Raw genomic sequence first — 15,834 nt, forward strand, 5'->3', positions numbered from 1 at the left:
GACATCATAAAATCCATTTCGTTATACACAGCTCCCCTGAGCCTGAAGCTCGCGACAGAACCTGATGCCAGCGGCAAAGTCAAGAATGCGCTGCATTCCCAGCCAGATGGTCTTGACTCCGGGCTCACCATCGCGCTTTCGCGCAAGAAAGCCCCCCAGCCTGGCAATCAGCCGCACCACCTCGTTGAGCGTGGGCGGCTCCTTGGGCAACTCTTGCTTGTTCAGGATGTATGCCGCTTTCCATTCGTCGGGCTCGAACATCAGTTGCGCATCCAGTTGCGGGCAGCTACGCCCCAGTCGCATCAGCCGGGCAATGCGCCAGGCCACCACCATGTACAGCACCACCGCGCGTTCTATCTTGCTGACACTGCCCAACTGCAAGGCTTCAATCCGGCAACCGTTCTTGAGCACATGAAAGAACATTTCGATCTCCCAGCGCGCCCGGTACCAGTCGATCATCCGCGCGGCTTGCTCCAGGGTCTCCACGGGCAAGTTCGTCAGCAATCTCCACTCGATGGGCTTTTCGCCATTCGCCAGCGGCTCCTCCCGGGCAACGATGCATGTGGCCTGCACAAACCCGCCGTGGCCATCGGGCAACTCCAGCGCTTGCGCCCACACTTGCTGTACCACTTCACGAGGGCGCGACCCCTGGCGCGAGGCAAGGGTGAAACGAATCTCTCCCTGCGAATCACCCGCCGTCACCCGGCTCCACAGTTTGTCGTCTTCTCCGAGAACTCGGTTGTGTTTGCTGCGCAGCAACCAGTCCACTGGCTCGCCCAAGTCACGTGCTCGCACCATCAGGGCCATGATGTCAGCCTCGCGGTCGGCCACGTAGACCAGTCGTGTATTGGGCAACTGCGGGGCCATCTCGGCCAGTCGTTCGTAGCCCTCTATCCAGCGCAGGCTTTCGCTGACGCCAGGACGGCTACCATCGCTCTGGCGCGGCTGTCGTGCCCACATCCACGCATCAAGCACACCCAGCGGCTCGCGCGAGGTGGAGATGGCGTACGTGGGGTGCAGGTACATGCCGCGCTGGGCCTCGTAGCTCAGTGGCCCCAACCCCTTGGCCTTTTGCCCATTGAAGTTCAGTTCGGTGGTGTCCTGGATGCACAAAACATGCTCGTGCGCCGCCATGCGGGCCACCGAGTTTTCGATGTGCGGCGCCAGGATGTCTTCCCACTGGACCTCCTCATTGCCAAAGAAGCGGTAGGCTCCGATGGTGTCGGCCCAATCGCCGCAGGCTTGGGGGATACTGGCCGTGGGCTTGGCGCTCAAGCTCTCGATCAGGTGGATCGCACGCTGTTTGCGTCTGGGGTCCCCCAGGTTCATGCTCTTGAATTCCGTGGCTACCCAGTTCATTGTGTGCTTTCGCTATGAAATAGGTAGCATAGCTTATGCTCGGGGGCTTGTGTATAAAGAGATGCATAAAATCCTGCCTGGCACTGCTGTATTTGGGTAAGAACAACTTTGACGCGAGCAAGCCCTTTCGCAACAATGCCTTGCGCGGCGGCCAACGCTAACGCGCTGTTGCTGCCGGTCAAAAAAACACCCGGGCGAAGAAAAAGGACTAATCGAGCCGACTGTCTGCGGCAGAGCCGCCTTGTCCCTCCGCAAAGCGGGGGCGGTATGTAACGCGGCTGAGGGATTGCGGCAATGCGGGTGTGCAGTTTGACCAAGTGAGATATTGGTGGTGTACATTCGTACAATTCAGCACCTCTGCTCTTTGAGCGGTGGTTGGAACACCACTGCGCGACCCACAGTGATGGCCGTTATTCAGCAACTCTGCTCTTTGGGCGGAGGTTGGAACACCACTGCGCGACCCACAGTGATGGCCGTTATTCAGCAACTCTGCTCTTTGGGCGGAGGTTGGAACACCACTGCGCGACTCACAGTGATGGCCGTTATTCAGCAACTCTGCTCTTTGGGCGGAGATTGGAACACCACGGCGCGGCTCACAGTAATGACCGTGAGCAAGCTGCTTTCAAGCTCCATGATCCGCCATTGCGTGTACCGGCCTTCAAGTTCCTCCCAGCGTGCGTCGGGTGTTTGCTTATCGGTCCTGGATGGATTCATTGACGGCCTTTATTGCATCCGAAATGGTGATATCTGCTCGAGCAAATTCCGTCCGAAACACCGATTGACATCGTCGTCGGCGATGGCGCCTACGACACCAAAGCATGCCACGCGCAGATTGCCGCACGCGATGCGACGCCCTCGATTCCCCCGCGCGAAGGGGCCATGCCCTGGCCCGCAGGCCACGCCGGGCGCAACTTGGCGCAATGCGGCCGTTGACGAGATCGCAAAGAGCGGCAGACGCGAATGGAAAAAAGCCAGCGGCTACCACAAGCGCTCGCTGGTGGAGAACCTGATGTACCGTCTGCAGCCGCTGACCAGCCATTTCCTGTGGGCCCGCACGATTGACTCGCAAGCCACCGAGGTCGCCATCCGTGCGGGCGTGCTCAATCGCATGGCCTCCCTGGCTCGCCCACAGCCCGTGCGCATCACCTGAATTGGTGTTCTTGGGGAGGTGCATCTTCGAAGGTCGATTTATGCAACAACGCCACGTGCACAGCCGACAGACGCTGCACGTTCGCGCTCACTTGGGGAGGTTACAATCGACCACCAAGGCGCTCTACACACTCGAAAAAAATGACCAAATTCTCTGAGCGCGCTGGCGCTGTCGAAGTACCAAAGATCTTTCAGATCAAGAGCATGAATGACGATCTGCGGAATGCGATCTGGAACTTTCTTCTTTCCATTCATGAAAAAACCAACTACTCCAGCTACTGGGGCCGGGGAAAAATCAACTACTGGTCTTTTACTACGGATTATATTTCTCGATATCTACTGAAACTTCCTGCCGACGAACTACCAATATATAACGACGACCACTTGCGTAAATGGTTAAAAAACAAATACTACAAAATGGAGTGGTATGAGATATATGACCTTGTCGAAATGCTTTGTAGCATGCCATTCCACAAGGAAATGATAAAGAAATTTGAAATAACTTCCTCCCCCGATTCCTCTGAAATCCGTAGGTGGGTCCCTGCCCAACTACACGCAGAATTCAACAGAATCTTCGAGGCTGAACTTTCCGAGTATAGGTTCATTGACAAAAATCTTGTGCCTATTGCAAGTCCTGCGGAAACCGAGTCAATTGAGGAAGCCATCAAGACAACCCGGCGGCTTGGTCTACCCGGAGCACATATCCATATCACCACTGCTATTCAGTTGCTTGCAAAACGACCGCAGCCTGACTACAGGAATTCCGTGAAAGAGTCCATTAGCGCGATTGAGTCGATGGCCAAGCAACTCGCTGGTGAGAAGTCAGGGGGACTAGCGCCAGCGCTCCAAGCCCTGGTAATAAACAAAGTACCAATCCACAAATCCTTGCAAAGTGCATTCTCGAAGCTGTACGGATACACCAGCGATGAAAACGGCATCCGACATGCAATTCTTGAGGCTCCTACCGTTGGATTGGACGAAGCCAAGTACATGCTCGTTTCGTGCTCGGCTTTCGTAAACTTTCTTGCCGCAAAGGCTGACGCGGCAGGCATTCCGATATCAGGCAATTGAGAGCCCATCGGCGTTGCTGCAAAATCGGTCCGCATGGCGCACAGGCGCTTCTGCCAACTACGACACGGCCCGCGTACATTCCCGACCTCTTGCCAGGGAGCATGCGCAGAAACAGCACAACCCACGATCCAATTCCAAGGAGCCCTCCCGTGCTCGCGACCCCCAGGCAGGCATTCCCCACCCAACTGTCTCCCCTATTCCGGCTCAATACCAACCTCCCTGATCAGACGCGTCCATTTTTCCAATTCACTGTGGCCAAAGGCCGCCAGTTCCTGCGGCGTGCTGCTGATGGGCTCCAAGCCCAGGCTGACGAGGCGCTCGCGCAGCGCGGCGTCGCTCAGGGCGGTGCGGGTTTCGGCGTTTAGCCGGGCGATGACGGGTTGGGGCGTGCCCGCCGGCGCGTACAGCGCGTACCACGCGAGCAACTCGAAGCCGGGCAGCGTGCGGGCGATTGGCTGCACCTCGGGCAGCAGCGGCGCGGGCCGCAGGCTGCTGATGCCGATGGCGCGGACCTTCCCGGCCCGGACCTGCTGGATGCCCGTGGCCATGTCGGTGAACATCCCGTGCACCTGACCGGCCACCACGTCGGCAAGGGCCTGCGGGATGGTCTTGTAGGGTACGTGCAGCATGTCCAGGCCCGCTGCGCTGGTCAGCATGGCGCCGGGTACCCGCGTGCCGGCGCTGCCCGAGGCGTAGCTGAACTGGCCCGGCCTGGACTTCGCCAGCGCGATCAGCTCGGGCACCGTCCTGGCCTGCACGGACGGGTGCACCACCAGCAGCGCGGGCGTGTTGGCGACGCGGCTGATGGGCGCGAAGTCCTTCTCCGGGTCGTAGCGCAGCTTCTTCATCAGGCCGGGGTTCGCCGCCTGGGTGGTGTTCGTCGCCAGGAACAGCGTGTACCCGTCGGGCGCCGCATGGGCCGCTGCTTCGGCGCCGATGGCGCCGTTGGCGCCAACCTGGTTGTGCACCACGAAGGGCTGGCCCAGCGCACGCGAGAGCTGATCGGCGAGCAGCCGCGCCACGATGTCGTTGCCGCTGCCGGCGCCGAACGGCACGATGAGCTTCACGGGACGCGCGGGCCAAGCGACTGCCTCGGCCCGCGCGCTGCTGACGGCGACCAGGTTCGCGAGGCACGCGCACGTGGCGCGCAGGAGGTGGCGACGGATCATCATCGGTGGGGGTCTCTCGGGAAGGACGGCTCAGCGCGCGGGGAACATGCAGGGCATGCAGGAGTGGCCTCTTCAAGGCCGAACGGTGTGGTCCAGCCACGCGATGACGCGCTGGGCCACTGTGTCGGAATTGCGGTCCAGCATCGGAAAGTGCGAGTTGCCGGCGATGCCTTCGCGCGGCAACTCGCACACGCTGGCCTGCATGCCGGCGGCGTGCAGCGCATCGAAATAGGCGTCCGCCGTGGCGCGGTAACGGCGCCAGAGCGCGTGCGCTCCCATGTAGTCGCCCCACACCGCCAGATGCGGCGGCAGGCGGACCCCGGCGGCCGCTGCCGCCTCGGGAGCGCCCGAGGGCTCCAGCGCCACGACGGCCGCCACGTGGCCCGGCCGGCGACGCGTGGCTTCCAGCGCGAAGCCGCCGCCCTGGCTGTGGCCGACGACGATGCATTCGCCCACATGCTGCAACAAAGCGTCGTAGGCCACCAAGGTGATGTGCTCATGGCCGACCCAGCGCGGTACCCACTGGGCGGCGAAGGCTTCGAAGGCTGCCACCGGGAACTGCTGCCCGGCGTGCGCGACGCGCTCCTGCGCCGCGCGGCGGTAGCTGCCTGGCGGCCCGATGCGAAACAGCTCCCAGCCTTCGCCCAAGGTGCGAAACAGCGGCGCGTCGGCGTAGATGTCGGGCCAAGGGGACCAACTGGCGCGGCCACGCTCCACCGCATCGCTCACGTACACGTCGAAGCCCGCATGCAGAAAGGCGCTCAGCCAGCCCGCTCGCCCGTCCGGCGTGCTCTCCCAGTTGGCGCCGGTCATGCCGCCACCATGCCACAGCAGCACCGGCAGGCGGTGGCGTGGTTCGGCCTGCAGGTACGCCTGCACGTACATCTGGCCGGTGATGTGCTCGCCGTTGGGGTCCACCGGGCGCACCGGCCCGCCCAGGGCCAGGCGGCGGCGCTGCACCGGCAGGCCGTGGACGCTGCGCACGCAGCCGCCGACGCAGAAGCTGCGGATCTCGCGCAGCCGCAAAACGGGTTCGTGTTCGTTCATGGCCGCGCGGGTTCAGTGGCGGGCGGATAGTGCAGCCGGCTCCACGGCGAAGCAGCGGATGCGCGGGGTCTCTCCCAGCCAGCGCCGGCACGCGCCCTCCAGGCCATCCATGAAGCGCGCCAGCGCCGCCGCGTCGCGCTGCGCTCCTGCGCGGTAATGCGCTTCCACGAGCACGGGCGCGCCCTTGAGCATCACGGTGCTGCCCGACAGCAGCACTTGCACGGTGTCCGCGCGTGCCTGCATGACCGAGATGCAAATGGCTTCGAGCTCATCGGCGAGCGCCGTGCACACCTGCGCGCCTGGCGGGTGCGTGGCGAATATCTTGATGATGGGCATGGGGCACATTCTGCGCACCCTGACCCATCCGGTAAATTGCCGGATTTTCAAGAATCGATGTATGCCACGCATGAATTACCGCACCGACGACGTGCGCGCCCTGCTCGCCCTGCACCGCTCGCTCAGCTTCGTGCGGGGCGCGCAGCAGTTGCACATCACGCAGTCGGCGTTCAGCCGGCGCATCGCGCAGTTGGAGGTGGCGGTGGGAGGCCCGCTGGTGGAGCGCTCCACGCGGCGTGTCGCGTTCTCCGCACAGGGGTTGGAGCTCGTGCGCGCAGTCGGCCCTTTGCTGGCAGGGCTGGACGAGGCCATGGAAGAAGCCGCTCGCTGCGCGCGCGGTGCTTCGGGCCGCGTGGTGGTGGCCTGCCTGACCACCGTGGCCTACGCGCTATTGCCGCGCGTGCTGGACGCGTTCCGCCGGCAGTATCCGCAGGTACGGCTGCACCTGCGCGATGACACGGGCCTGCGCGTGACGGCTGCGGTGCAGCAGCGCGAGGCCGAGTTCGGCATCAGCGTCCTGGCCGACACGCAGGCCGGCCTGCATGCGCAGCATGTGGCCGACGACCCCTACGTGCTTGCTTTTCGGCGGGGCCATCCTCTGCAGGCGCAAGCACAGGTGGCCTGGTCGGAGCTGGCGCCCTGGCGACCGACGGCACTGCACTTGACCAGCGCCAATCGCCAGCAGATGGATGCCGCGCTGGCGGCGGCCGGCATCGCCCTGCCGTGGTTTGACGAAGTGGAGCACCTGTCCTCGATGCTGGGGCTGCTACGCAACGGCTCGGCCATCGGGGTGCTGCCGCGCTTGGCCCTGGCCGCCGGCGGAGCCGAGTTGGAGACCCGGGCGCTGGTTCGGCCAGCCGTGGTACGGCGCATCGGGCTGATCCGACGCGAGGAGACCGAGATGGGGCAACCCGCTCAGGCACTGTGGACGCTGCTGGCCGCGGCGCTGGGGACGGCGTCCCCGTTGGTCAGACGTTGAAAAGAAAATTCAACACGTCGCCGTCCTTGACCAGATAGTCCCGGCCTTCCGCGCGCATCTTGCCTGCGTCCCGGGCGCCCTGTTCGCCTGCGCAGGCGATGAAGTCGTCGAAGGCAATGGTCTGCGCGCGGATGAAGCCGCGCTCGAAGTCGCCATGGATCACGCCTGCGGCCTGCGGCGCCGTGTCGCCCGTGTGGATGGTCCAGGCACGCACCTCCTTCACGCCTGCTGTGAAGTAGGTTTGCAGGCCGAGCAACCGGAAGGCGGCCCGGATGAGGCGGTCCAAGCCCGGTTCGCTCTGGCCCATTTCGGCCAGAAACAGGGCGCGGTCCGCAGCGTTCATTTCGGCCATCTCGGCTTCCATCTTGGCGCAGATGGCGACCACGGGGGCGTTCTGGCGCGCGGCGTATTCCTCCAGACGATCCAGCAGGGGGTTGCTCCCGAAACCGTCCTCGCCCACATTGCCCACGAACATGGCGGGCTTGGCCGTGATCAGGCACAGCGGTTTGAGCAGTGCCTGCTCTTGCCGGGTGGTGTCCACCGAGCGCGCGGGCTGGCCCTCGTCGAGCGCCGCCCGAATGCGCGTGAGCAGCGCCACCAGTTTCGCGGCGTCCTTGTCGTTTCCCGATTTGGCGGCCTTGGTGTGGCGGTTGAGCGCCTTCTCCACCGTGCCCAGGTCGGCCAGGCAGAGTTCGGTCTGGATGACTTCGATGTCCGAGATCGGGTCCACACGGCCCGCCACGTGGATCACGTTCTCGTCCTCGAAACAGCGCACGACGTTGACGATGGCGTCGGTCTCGCGGATATGCGCCAGGAACTGGTTGCCCAGGCCCTCCCCCTGGCTGGCGCCGGCCACCAGGCCCGCGATGTCGACGAATTCCACGATCGCCGGGACGATGCGCTCGGGAGCGACGATCTGCGCGATCTGCGCCAAGCGTGGATCGGGCAGTTCCACCACGCCGACGTTCGGCTCGATGGTGCAAAAGGGATAGTTTTCGGCGGCGATGCCGGCCCGGGTCAGCGCGTTGAAAAGGGTGGACTTGCCAACGTTGGGCAGGCCCACGATGCCGCATTGGAGGCTCATGAAAGGGCTTTCTGGAATTCGGTTTCGCAAGACGGGCCGCCGATTCTACGGGCCCGCAACGCCCTGCCCCGGCCCGCGCGCAGGCGTGCCGGCTCAACCAAAGTCCAGGTCGGCCGCCACCGGCTGCCCCACGCGCAGCGTCCGGCCCGCGCCCTCGCGCACGATGGCGTTCATGCCGAAGCTGATCGCGCCGCCCAGCCGCGTGGCCTGCCTCAAAGCGCACGAGCCTGCAGGGCTGCCCCGGAAAATCGCTGAACCACTGGGCCGCGACCGCCCCCATGTCCCATGCCGGCACCCGGTCCTGCCATACGCTCACGGTCGTGGGGGCCTCGGCTTCGACGGCGCCCTGCGCCACGTGCAGGGCCAGCATGCCGGGAGCGCGCAGCACCATGTCGTCGCTTCCGAGCTGCGGCCGGATCAGCGCCATGCGGGGCAGGGTGCGCTGGGTCAGAAACCCGCCGTCGGCACCAACCACCATCCAGGCGCGGTCCAGGTCCAGTCCGGTGTCCGTCAGCAAGGACTGCTGCACTTCGACGCCGGCGCAGGATTTGATCGGGTCAGTTGCTCCAATCCCTGCGCTGCTGGCCCGACGCCGGGCAAGCCACCGCCGTGCGGCGCATGCAGGTTCTGGGGGACCAGGGCGGCGGCGTGCATTTCGACGCGACCACGCAGGCCGTGGACGCCCTGGCATGGATCGTCGACGTGCCTGCGCTGCAAGCGCGCCTGGCCGAGGCCCTGCGTTTCCAGCCGCAGGTGGAAGTCGTCGCAGCGCCGGTGTCGGCTGCGCTGACGGTGGTCTGCAAGGGCCGCTCCAGCAGCACCCGGGCCGAGTTTGGCGTGGATTTCGAGCGGACCCCCTACGCCCACCAGCATGCGATCGCCACCCGGCTGCACTGCGCGCACCCTCACGGGCAAGTAGCGCGCCAGTGGTTTTTGCCGCACGGCATCCTGGCTTTCCTGCCCTTGGACGGCCCCCTGGGCCACTCCGTCGCCGGCGTGTGGTCCGTCGCGCAGGAACTGGTCGCGCCGCTGCTGGCGCTCGCACCCGAAGCATTCGCTCACCACCCAAGCTCATGATCGGCTTGCTCGGTCAATACCGTAGGAGTAGTACACTTGCGGGCTTCAACAATTGCGGAGTTCCCAAGTGGGCACTTGTTCGAGTGACAGTAGTCAGCCGGTTCCAATGACCGGCATCCCCTCGGCAAGATAACGCGCAGGCATTCCCTGCCGCTGTCTCGCCGAACGCGAGAGGCGGCAACCACGTCGCAGCATCCGCTGCACGTCATTCCCCTCCCAGACAACTTATTGGCTGATCGCCTTATGGTGGTCGGCTGCGAACATCGCTTGCCGTGAGCGGCCAGCGGGCTTGTCGTGTGCACCAAATGCGGTGCCACGCGTGAGCCGTGCACACGACAGGGCTTCGCCTCGATCCGAGAGGAGAACGCTGTGCGCATGACCCGTATTCGACACCCCGGCCACTTCGGCGCGGCCTACCCGCCACTCCGGCCGGCCCTGCTGAGTGCAGTTCTGCTGGCGGCCAATGCCGCCCACGCGGCACGCCCCATGATGACCGACGATGATGGTTTTCAATCGGCCTGCGCCTGCTCTCGGTGCCGTTTCTACCGTGACGTCATGGCTGTCAAAGGACATTAGCAAACTATGCCTGACCCTGAATATTGGCCGCCTGCCTGAACACACTTTCACCCGTGTGAAACGGGCAGGCTTCCTCGGAGAACAAGAATGAACTTCACACTGCTGAAAGAGCTGTTCGCAGGCTTCCTGCGCACCCGTCACCTTGCCCGACACTTCCGCCGCCTGGCGCTTCTGGACACCCTTGCCCAGACCGGCGTCAGCCGCGAAGTGCCGCCGACGCTTACCCAGACCCTGGTCAGCGCTGCCACGGCAGAAGCCGACACCTTGCTGCGGAAACTGGAGAGTCATGCCGATGGCTTGTCCGAGTCGCAAGCAGAGGCCGTTCGTGCCCGGGTCGGCCCGAACGAGATCGAACATGAGAGGCCGCTGCCCTGGTGGACACACCTGTGGCACTGCTACAAAAATCCATTCAACCTGCTGCTGACGCTGCTGGCCGTCATCTCCTACCTCACCGAGGACATGAAGGCCACCGTCGTGATCGGCACGATGGTGGTGCTCTCCACCTTGTTGCGCTTCTGGCAGGAGGCCAAGTCCAACAAGGCCGCCGATGCCCTCAAGGCCATGGTCAGCAACACGGCCACCGTCATCCGCCGTGACCTGTCCGAGGACGCCGCGCCGATATTCGAGCAGTATTACGGCGTGCATCTGCATGTGAAAGACGCCAAGCGCATAGAGCTGCCGATCAAACTGCTGGTGCCCGGCGATCTGATCGTGCTGTCGGCGGGCGACATGATCCCGGCCGACTGCCGCGTGCTCACTGCCAAGGATCTGTTTGTGGCGCAAGCCGCCATGACTGGTGAGTCGATGCCGGTGGAGAAGTTCGCCGCCCAGCGCGACGCCAAGGCGATCAACCCGCTGGAACTCGACAACATCCTGTTCATGGGCACCAACGTGGTGTCCGGCTTGGCCACGGCCGTGGTGCTCGGTACCGGCAACGCCACCTATTTCGGCGCATTGGCTTCCCGCGTCACCGCCACTGACCGTGCGCCAACGGCGTTCCAGTCCGGCGTCAACAAGGTGAGCTGGCTGCTGATCCGTTTCATGTTCGTGATGGCGCCGCTGGTCCTGTTCATCAACGGGTTCACCAAGGGTGATTGGATGGAAGCGCTGCTGTTCGCGCTGTCCATTGCCGTGGGGTTGACGCCAGAGATGCTGCCGATGATCGTGACCTCGACGCTGGCCAAGGGTGCGGTGTTCCTGTCGCGCAAGAAAGTCATCGTCAAACGGCTGGACGCTATCCAGAACTTCGGCGCCATGGACGTGCTGTGCACCGACAAGACCGGCACACTGACCCAGGACAAGATTTTCCTGGCGCGGCACGTTGATGTCTGGGGAGAAGAGTCCGACGAGGTGCTTGAAATGGCTTACCTCAACAGCTACTACCAGACCGGTCTGAAGAACCTGCTGGACGTAGCGGTGCTCGAACACGTTGATGTGCATCAGGAGCTGAACCCGGCCAACAACTACCGCAAGGTCGATGAGATTCCGTTCGACTTCAACCGTCGTCGTATGTCGGTGGTGGTGAGCGAGCGCGAGGATCACCACGAGTTGATTACCAAAGGCGCGGTCGAGGAAATCCTCGCCGTTTGCACGCGTGTGCGCCATGGAGACGCCATCGAGCCGCTGACGCCCGAACTGCTGACTCGTATCCGCGACGTCACCGCTGCACTGAACGAAGAGGGCCTGCGTGTGGTGGCTGTGGCCGCCAAGGAAGTACCGCCGAGCAAAGAGACCTACGGTGTGGCCGACGAGTCGGAACTGACACTGATCGGGTACGTGGCCTTCCTTGATCCGCCGAAAGAATCGACGGCTCCGGCACTGAAGGCGCTGGCCGAGCATGGAGTGGCGGTCAAGGTGCTGACCGGCGACAACGAGCTGGTCACGGCCAAGATTCTCCGCAAAGTCGGGCTGGAACAGCAGGGCGTGCTACTGGGCAGCGACATCGAGCGCATGAGCGACAAGGTGCTGGCTGAAGCCGTGGAGAGCCACAACGTCTTTGCCAAGCTCACGCCCTCACACAAGGAGCGCATCGTGCGCTTGCTCAAAGCCAACGGCCATGTCGTGGGCTTCATGGGTGACGGCATCAACGATGCGCCTGCCTTGCGCACCGCCGACATCGGCATCTCGGTGGACACGGCGGTGGACATCGCCAAGGAAGCGGCCGACATCATCCTGCTGGAAAAGAGCTTGATGGTCTTGGAGGAAGGCGTGCTCGAAGGCCGCCGCACCTTCGCCAACATGCTCAAGTACATCAAGATGACTGCCAGCTCCAACTTCGGCAACGTGTTCTCGGTGCTGGTGGCCTCGGCTTTCATCCCCTTCCTGCCGATGCTGCCGATGCACCTGCTGGTACAGAACCTGCTGTACGACATCTCGCAGATCGCCATCCCGTTCGACAATGTGGATGAAGAACTGCTGAAGAAGCCGCAGCGCTGGCAACCGGGCGACGTGGGGCGCTTCATGGTGTTCTTTGGGCCGATCAGCTCGATTTTCGACATCACCACCTACGCCATGATGTGGTTCGTGTTCAGCGCCAACACGCCCGAGGAGCAGACCTTGTTCCAGTCCGGTTGGTTCATTGTTGGCTTGCTGACGCAGACCTTGATCGTGCACATGATCCGCACGCCGAAGATTCCGTTCATCCAGAGCCGGGCGGCCACGCCGCTGCTGGTGATGACGGCGGTGATCATGACCATCGGAATCTTCTTGCCGATGGGGCCGTTGGCGCACTACTTCAAGCTGCAAGCACTACCGCCGCTGTACTTCGCGTTCCTGCCGCTGATTCTGCTGGCCTACATGGGGCTGACCCAGGCCATGAAGGGCATCTATTTCCGCCGCTACGGCTGGCAATAAGGAGACGAGCATGGAGGCGATTCACAACATCAACCTGACCTCCCTGCTCGACACCCTGATCAGCCTCGCCGCCGCCTTTGTGCTCGGCGGGCTGATCGGCTTCGAGCGACAGGTCCGGCAACGCACGGCGGGGCTGCGTACCAATGTGTTGGTGGCAGTTGGCGCGGCCTTGTTCGTGGACATGGCTAATCGGCTGCACGGTCACGATGGCGCGGCGCATGTCATGGCTTACGTGGTGTCCGGCATCGGCTTTCTGGGTGCGGGCGTGATCATGCGTGAAGAGGGTAATGTGCGTGGCCTGAATACCGCAGCGACGCTGTGGGGGTCAGCAGCCGTGGGCGCAGCGGCCGGGGCTGATCTGATCGTCGAAGCGGTACTGGGTGCGTTGTTCGTGTTGGCGGCCAACACCCTGCTGCGCCCCATCGTCAACACCATCAACCGTAAGCCGCTGGATGTGGAATCTGTGGAGGTAACGAACACCGTCTATGTGGTTGCCGAGCGGGCGCATCAGAAGATGGTCATGGCCCAGCTCGAAGAAGAGCTGGACCGCAGCAACTATCCAACCCACGACCTCGACATCCACGCCTTCGGCGAGGAAGATGTCGAGATCGAGGCGACGTTGGCAGCTACCTCCGTCGATGGCAACAAGCTGGATGCGTTGGTCAAACGGCTGACAGCACTACCGGCTGTCCGGCAGGCATTCTGGAGTCCAAGCACCACCGAATGATCTGACACTACCCAAGGCGGCCGAGCATTCTCTCGCCTTTGAGGCGTAGCTCCCTTTTTTTGCGCGGCTCGATGGTGCAAAAGGGATAGTTTTCGGCGGCGATGCCGGCCCGGGTCAGCGCGTTGAAAAGGGTGGACTTGCCAACGTTTGGCAGGCCCACGATGCCGCATTGGAGGCTCATGAAAGGGCTTTCTGGAATTCGGTTTCGCAAGACGGGCCGCCGATTCTACGGGCCCGCAACGCCCTGCCCCGGCCCGCGCGCAGGCGTGCCGGCTCAACCAAAGTCCAGGTCGGCCGCCACCGGCTGCCCCACGCGCAGCGTCCGGCCCGCGCCCTCGCGCACGATGGCGTTCATGCCGAAGCTGATCGCGCCGCCCAGCCGCGGGTCCTGCCGGTAGCCGCGCAGCGTGTCCCCCACCGCCGGGGTGCTTTCTGCGGTCATGGGGTCGATGTCGGGAATCGGGCAGCGCGCGCAGGGCTTGACGGGCTGCAAGGCAATGGCGCCATCCGCAGCGTCGATGCGCAGCCAATCCACCCGGTCCTCATCGTGCGCCGCCAGGCCCGCGAGCACCACGTTCGGCCGGAAACGCTCGATCCCCACCGCCCTGTGGCCGGCCGCCTGAAGGCGCGCGTTGAGTTCATCCAGGGACGCTTCGCTGGCCACCAGAAGGGGAAAGGCGTCGGCAAACTGGTTCGGCGCCTGGACGCCCCCGGTCCAGTCCATGTCCGACAAACGCCGGTGATCCGGGTCAAAGCGCACGAGCCTGCAGGGCTGCCCCAGAAAATCGCTGAACCACTGGGCCGCGACCGCCCCCATGTCCCATGCCGGCACCCGGTCCTGCCATACGGTCACGGTCGCGGGGGCCTCGGCTTCGACGGCGCCCTGCGCCACGTGCAGGGCCAGCATGCCGGGAGCGCGCAGCACCATGTCGTCGCCTCTGAGCTGCGGCCGGATCAGCGCCATGCGGGGCAGGCTGCGCTGGGTCAGAAACACGCCGTCGGCGCCCACCACCATCCAGGCGCGGTCCAGGTCCAGCCCGGTGTCCGTCAGCAAGGACTGCTGCACTTCGACGCCGGCGCAGGATTTGATCGGGTAGACGAACAGACGCGCAATGCGGCCGGACAGACGGCCATCGGGGGTGCAACTCACGCCGGGGGCTCCTGAGAAACGGGGGTGGTGGATTGGAGACGCCATTGTGCCCTGGCCCGATCTGAGGACCATGCCGCGCTCCTACAATGCCCCATGGTCCAAGCCTTTGATCTGTGCATTCGCGGCGCCGGCATCGTGGGCAGCACCCTGGCCCTGCTGCTCGCGCGCGAACAGCTGAGAGTGGCCCTGGTCCCGGGCCCCGACCCCCAAGATGCGGCGGGCGCTGACGTCCGCGCCTACGCGCTGAACAGGACGTCTGCCGAGTTGCTCCAATCCCTGCGCTGCTGGCCCGCCGCCGGGCAAGCCACCGCCGTGCGGCGCATGCAGGTTCTGGGGGACCAGGGCGGCGGCGTGCATTTCGACGCGGCCGCGCAGGCCGTGGACGCCCTGGCATGGATCGTCGATGTGCCCGCGCTGCAAGCGCGCCTGGCCGAGGCCCTGCGTTTCCAGCCGCAGGTGGAATTCGTCGCAACGCCGGTGTCGGCCGCGCTGACGGTGGTCTGCGAGGGCCGCTCCAGCAGCACCCGGGCCGAGTTTGGCGTGGATTTCGAGCGGACCCCCTACGCCCAGCATGCGATCGCCACCCGGCTGCACTGCGCGCAACCCCACGGGCAGGTGGCGCGCCAGTGGTTCTTGCCGCATGGCATCCTGGCTTTTCTCCCCTTGGACGGCCCGCTGGGCCACTCCGTCGCCGTGGTGTGGTCCGTCGCGCAGGAGCTGGTCGCGCCGCTGCTGGCGCTCGCGCCCGAAGCATTCGCGCAGGAACTGCAGAGCGCCAGCCGCAGCGCCCTCGGTGCGCTGACGCTGTGCGCGCCGCGCGCGGCCTGGCCGCTGCAACTCGCGCGTGCGCACCGCTGGTGCGGGGCCGGGCCGGCGCAGGCGAGGAATCCGCGCGGCTGGGTGCTCGCGGGCGACGCCGCGCACACGGTGCACCCGCTCACGGGGCAGGGGTTGAACCTGGGGCTCGGGGACGCACGCGCATTGGCGCATGCCCTGCGCCAGCGCGATGGCTGGCGCAGCGTGGCCGACCCGCGCCTGCTGCGGCGCTACGAGCGCGAGCGCAAGGCCGCCCTTTTCGCCGTCGCTCTGGCAAGCGACGGTCTGCAACAGCTCTTCTCGCGCCCGCAAGGCCTCTGGCAGGCCGTGCGCAACGGGGCCATGGCGGGCTTCGAGCGCAGCGGCCCGCTGAAGAAATTCGTCGCCCGCCAGGCCATGGCATGGCACTGAGGGCGCCACCCCGTCACCCGAGCGCATCCC

Annotated in this window: 14 protein-coding genes and 3 pseudogenes; 7 read left to right on the forward strand and 10 right to left on the reverse strand. The window is 64.5% G+C overall.

Features of this window, described 5'->3' with window-relative positions:
* Positions 1-21: 21 nt before the first annotated feature.
* Entirely contained in the window at positions 22-1,359 is a 1,338-nt protein-coding gene (locus D5041_RS21050) for an IS4 family transposase (RefSeq protein WP_265257567.1), read from the reverse strand.
* Positions 1,360-2,106: 747 nt separating this feature from the next.
* Here D5041_RS21050 and D5041_RS21055 point away from each other — a divergent pair.
* Both D5041_RS21055 and D5041_RS21060 read left to right on the forward strand, forming a co-directional pair.
* Positions 2,107-2,509, forward strand: a pseudogene (locus D5041_RS21055) (transposase); the annotation flags it as partial.
* A gap of 140 nt (positions 2,510-2,649) precedes the next feature.
* Entirely contained in the window at positions 2,650-3,579 is a 930-nt protein-coding gene (locus D5041_RS21060; RefSeq protein WP_265285676.1) for an AbiJ-NTD4 domain-containing protein, read from the forward strand.
* A 194-nt stretch (positions 3,580-3,773) separates the two neighbouring features.
* Here D5041_RS21060 and D5041_RS21065 read toward each other — a convergent pair whose 3' ends face one another.
* From D5041_RS21065 to D5041_RS21075, 3 genes are all read right to left on the reverse strand, one after another.
* Positions 3,774-4,751 carry a Bug family tripartite tricarboxylate transporter substrate binding protein gene (locus D5041_RS21065; RefSeq protein ID WP_265285677.1) on the reverse strand — a complete coding sequence of 326 codons (978 nt, stop codon included), beginning with the start codon at positions 4,749-4,751 and terminating at the stop codon, positions 3,774-3,776.
* Between the two features lie 69 nt (positions 4,752-4,820).
* Complete coding sequence (locus D5041_RS21070; RefSeq protein WP_265285678.1) at positions 4,821-5,795, reverse strand: alpha/beta hydrolase; 975 nt, start codon at positions 5,793-5,795, stop codon at positions 4,821-4,823.
* A 12-nt stretch (positions 5,796-5,807) separates the two neighbouring features.
* Positions 5,808-6,131, reverse strand: coding sequence for a hypothetical protein (locus tag D5041_RS21075; protein ID WP_010103755.1), 324 nt, complete (start codon positions 6,129-6,131; stop codon positions 5,808-5,810).
* Between the two features lie 61 nt (positions 6,132-6,192).
* Here D5041_RS21075 and D5041_RS21080 point away from each other — a divergent pair, with 61 nt between their 5' ends.
* Entirely contained in the window at positions 6,193-7,110 is a 918-nt protein-coding gene (locus tag D5041_RS21080) for a LysR family transcriptional regulator (protein ID WP_265285679.1), read from the forward strand.
* On the opposite strand, the gene ychF is transcribed toward D5041_RS21080, so the two are convergent.
* From ychF to D5041_RS22230, 3 genes and pseudogenes are all read right to left on the reverse strand, one after another.
* On the reverse strand, positions 7,100-8,194 hold the full coding sequence (gene ychF, locus D5041_RS21085) for a redox-regulated ATPase YchF (protein ID WP_265259318.1): 1,095 nt from the start codon (positions 8,192-8,194) through the stop codon (positions 7,100-7,102). The genes D5041_RS21080 and ychF overlap by 11 nt on opposite strands.
* Before the next feature lie 93 nt (positions 8,195-8,287).
* Complete coding sequence (locus tag D5041_RS22035; protein ID WP_321162182.1) at positions 8,288-8,410, reverse strand: hypothetical protein; 123 nt, start codon at positions 8,408-8,410, stop codon at positions 8,288-8,290.
* Positions 8,397-8,765: pseudogene (locus tag D5041_RS22230) on the reverse strand (MOSC domain-containing protein); the annotation flags it as partial. The gene D5041_RS22035 and the pseudogene D5041_RS22230, both read right to left, overlap by 14 nt.
* On the opposite strand from D5041_RS22230, the pseudogene D5041_RS21095 reads away from it, so the two are divergent.
* Positions 8,747-9,250: pseudogene (locus tag D5041_RS21095) on the forward strand (Rossmann-fold NAD(P)-binding domain-containing protein); the annotation flags it as partial. The pseudogenes D5041_RS22230 and D5041_RS21095 sit on opposite strands and share 19 nt — an antisense overlap.
* Positions 9,251-9,496: 246 nt before the next feature.
* On the opposite strand, the gene D5041_RS21100 reads toward D5041_RS21095, so the two are convergent.
* On the reverse strand, positions 9,497-9,784 hold the full coding sequence (locus tag D5041_RS21100) for a hypothetical protein (protein ID WP_265259320.1): 288 nt from the start codon (positions 9,782-9,784) through the stop codon (positions 9,497-9,499).
* 150 nt (positions 9,785-9,934) lie between these two features.
* Here D5041_RS21100 and mgtA point away from each other — a divergent pair, with 150 nt between their 5' ends.
* On the forward strand, positions 9,935-12,700 hold the full coding sequence (mgtA, locus tag D5041_RS21105) for a magnesium-translocating P-type ATPase (RefSeq protein ID WP_010109535.1): 2,766 nt from the start codon (positions 9,935-9,937) through the stop codon (positions 12,698-12,700).
* Between the two features lie 10 nt (positions 12,701-12,710).
* Positions 12,711-13,427 (forward strand): MgtC/SapB family protein, encoded by a 717-nt coding sequence (locus D5041_RS21110; protein ID WP_010109537.1) that lies wholly within the window; start codon positions 12,711-12,713, stop codon positions 13,425-13,427.
* A 7-nt stretch (positions 13,428-13,434) separates the two neighbouring features.
* Here D5041_RS21110 and D5041_RS21115 read toward each other — a convergent pair whose 3' ends face one another.
* Together D5041_RS21115 and D5041_RS21120 are read right to left on the reverse strand one after the other, a co-directional pair.
* Positions 13,435-13,608, reverse strand: coding sequence for a GTPase (locus D5041_RS21115; RefSeq protein ID WP_265259322.1), 174 nt, complete (start codon positions 13,606-13,608; stop codon positions 13,435-13,437).
* Between the two features lie 93 nt (positions 13,609-13,701).
* The gene (locus tag D5041_RS21120; protein WP_265259319.1) at positions 13,702-14,577 is read right to left on the reverse strand and encodes an MOSC domain-containing protein; all 876 of its coding nucleotides are present in this window, start codon (positions 14,575-14,577) and stop codon (positions 13,702-13,704) included.
* A 93-nt stretch (positions 14,578-14,670) separates the two neighbouring features.
* Between D5041_RS21120 and D5041_RS21125 the strand changes: the two genes are divergently transcribed.
* Positions 14,671-15,804, forward strand: coding sequence for an FAD-dependent monooxygenase (locus tag D5041_RS21125; protein WP_265285680.1), 1,134 nt, complete (start codon positions 14,671-14,673; stop codon positions 15,802-15,804).
* The last annotated feature ends 30 nt before the right edge of the window (positions 15,805-15,834 follow it).

Origin of the sequence: Verminephrobacter aporrectodeae subsp. tuberculatae (genome assembly GCF_026127385.1) — a bacterium.
Taxonomy (GTDB): Bacteria; Pseudomonadota; Gammaproteobacteria; order Burkholderiales; family Burkholderiaceae_C; genus Acidovorax; species Acidovorax aporrectodeae.

Coding starts and splice junctions, on each gene's coding strand:
- D5041_RS21050 (WP_265257567.1), bottom strand. CDS start 1,359: ATGAACTGGGTAGCCACGGAATTCAAGAGCATGAACCTGGGGGACCCC.
- D5041_RS21060 (WP_265285676.1), top strand. CDS start 2,650: ATGACCAAATTCTCTGAGCGCGCTGGCGCTGTCGAAGTACCAAAGATC.
- D5041_RS21065 (WP_265285677.1), bottom strand. CDS start 4,751: ATGATGATCCGTCGCCACCTCCTGCGCGCCACGTGCGCGTGCCTCGCG.
- D5041_RS21070 (WP_265285678.1), bottom strand. CDS start 5,795: ATGAACGAACACGAACCCGTTTTGCGGCTGCGCGAGATCCGCAGCTTC.
- D5041_RS21075 (WP_010103755.1), bottom strand. CDS start 6,131: ATGCCCATCATCAAGATATTCGCCACGCACCCGCCAGGCGCGCAGGTG.
- D5041_RS21080 (WP_265285679.1), top strand. CDS start 6,193: ATGCCACGCATGAATTACCGCACCGACGACGTGCGCGCCCTGCTCGCC.
- ychF (WP_265259318.1), bottom strand. CDS start 8,194: ATGAGCCTCCAATGCGGCATCGTGGGCCTGCCCAACGTTGGCAAGTCC.
- mgtA (WP_010109535.1), top strand. CDS start 9,935: ATGAACTTCACACTGCTGAAAGAGCTGTTCGCAGGCTTCCTGCGCACC.
- D5041_RS21110 (WP_010109537.1), top strand. CDS start 12,711: ATGGAGGCGATTCACAACATCAACCTGACCTCCCTGCTCGACACCCTG.
- D5041_RS21115 (WP_265259322.1), bottom strand. CDS start 13,608: ATGAGCCTCCAATGCGGCATCGTGGGCCTGCCAAACGTTGGCAAGTCC.
- D5041_RS21125 (WP_265285680.1), top strand. CDS start 14,671: ATGGTCCAAGCCTTTGATCTGTGCATTCGCGGCGCCGGCATCGTGGGC.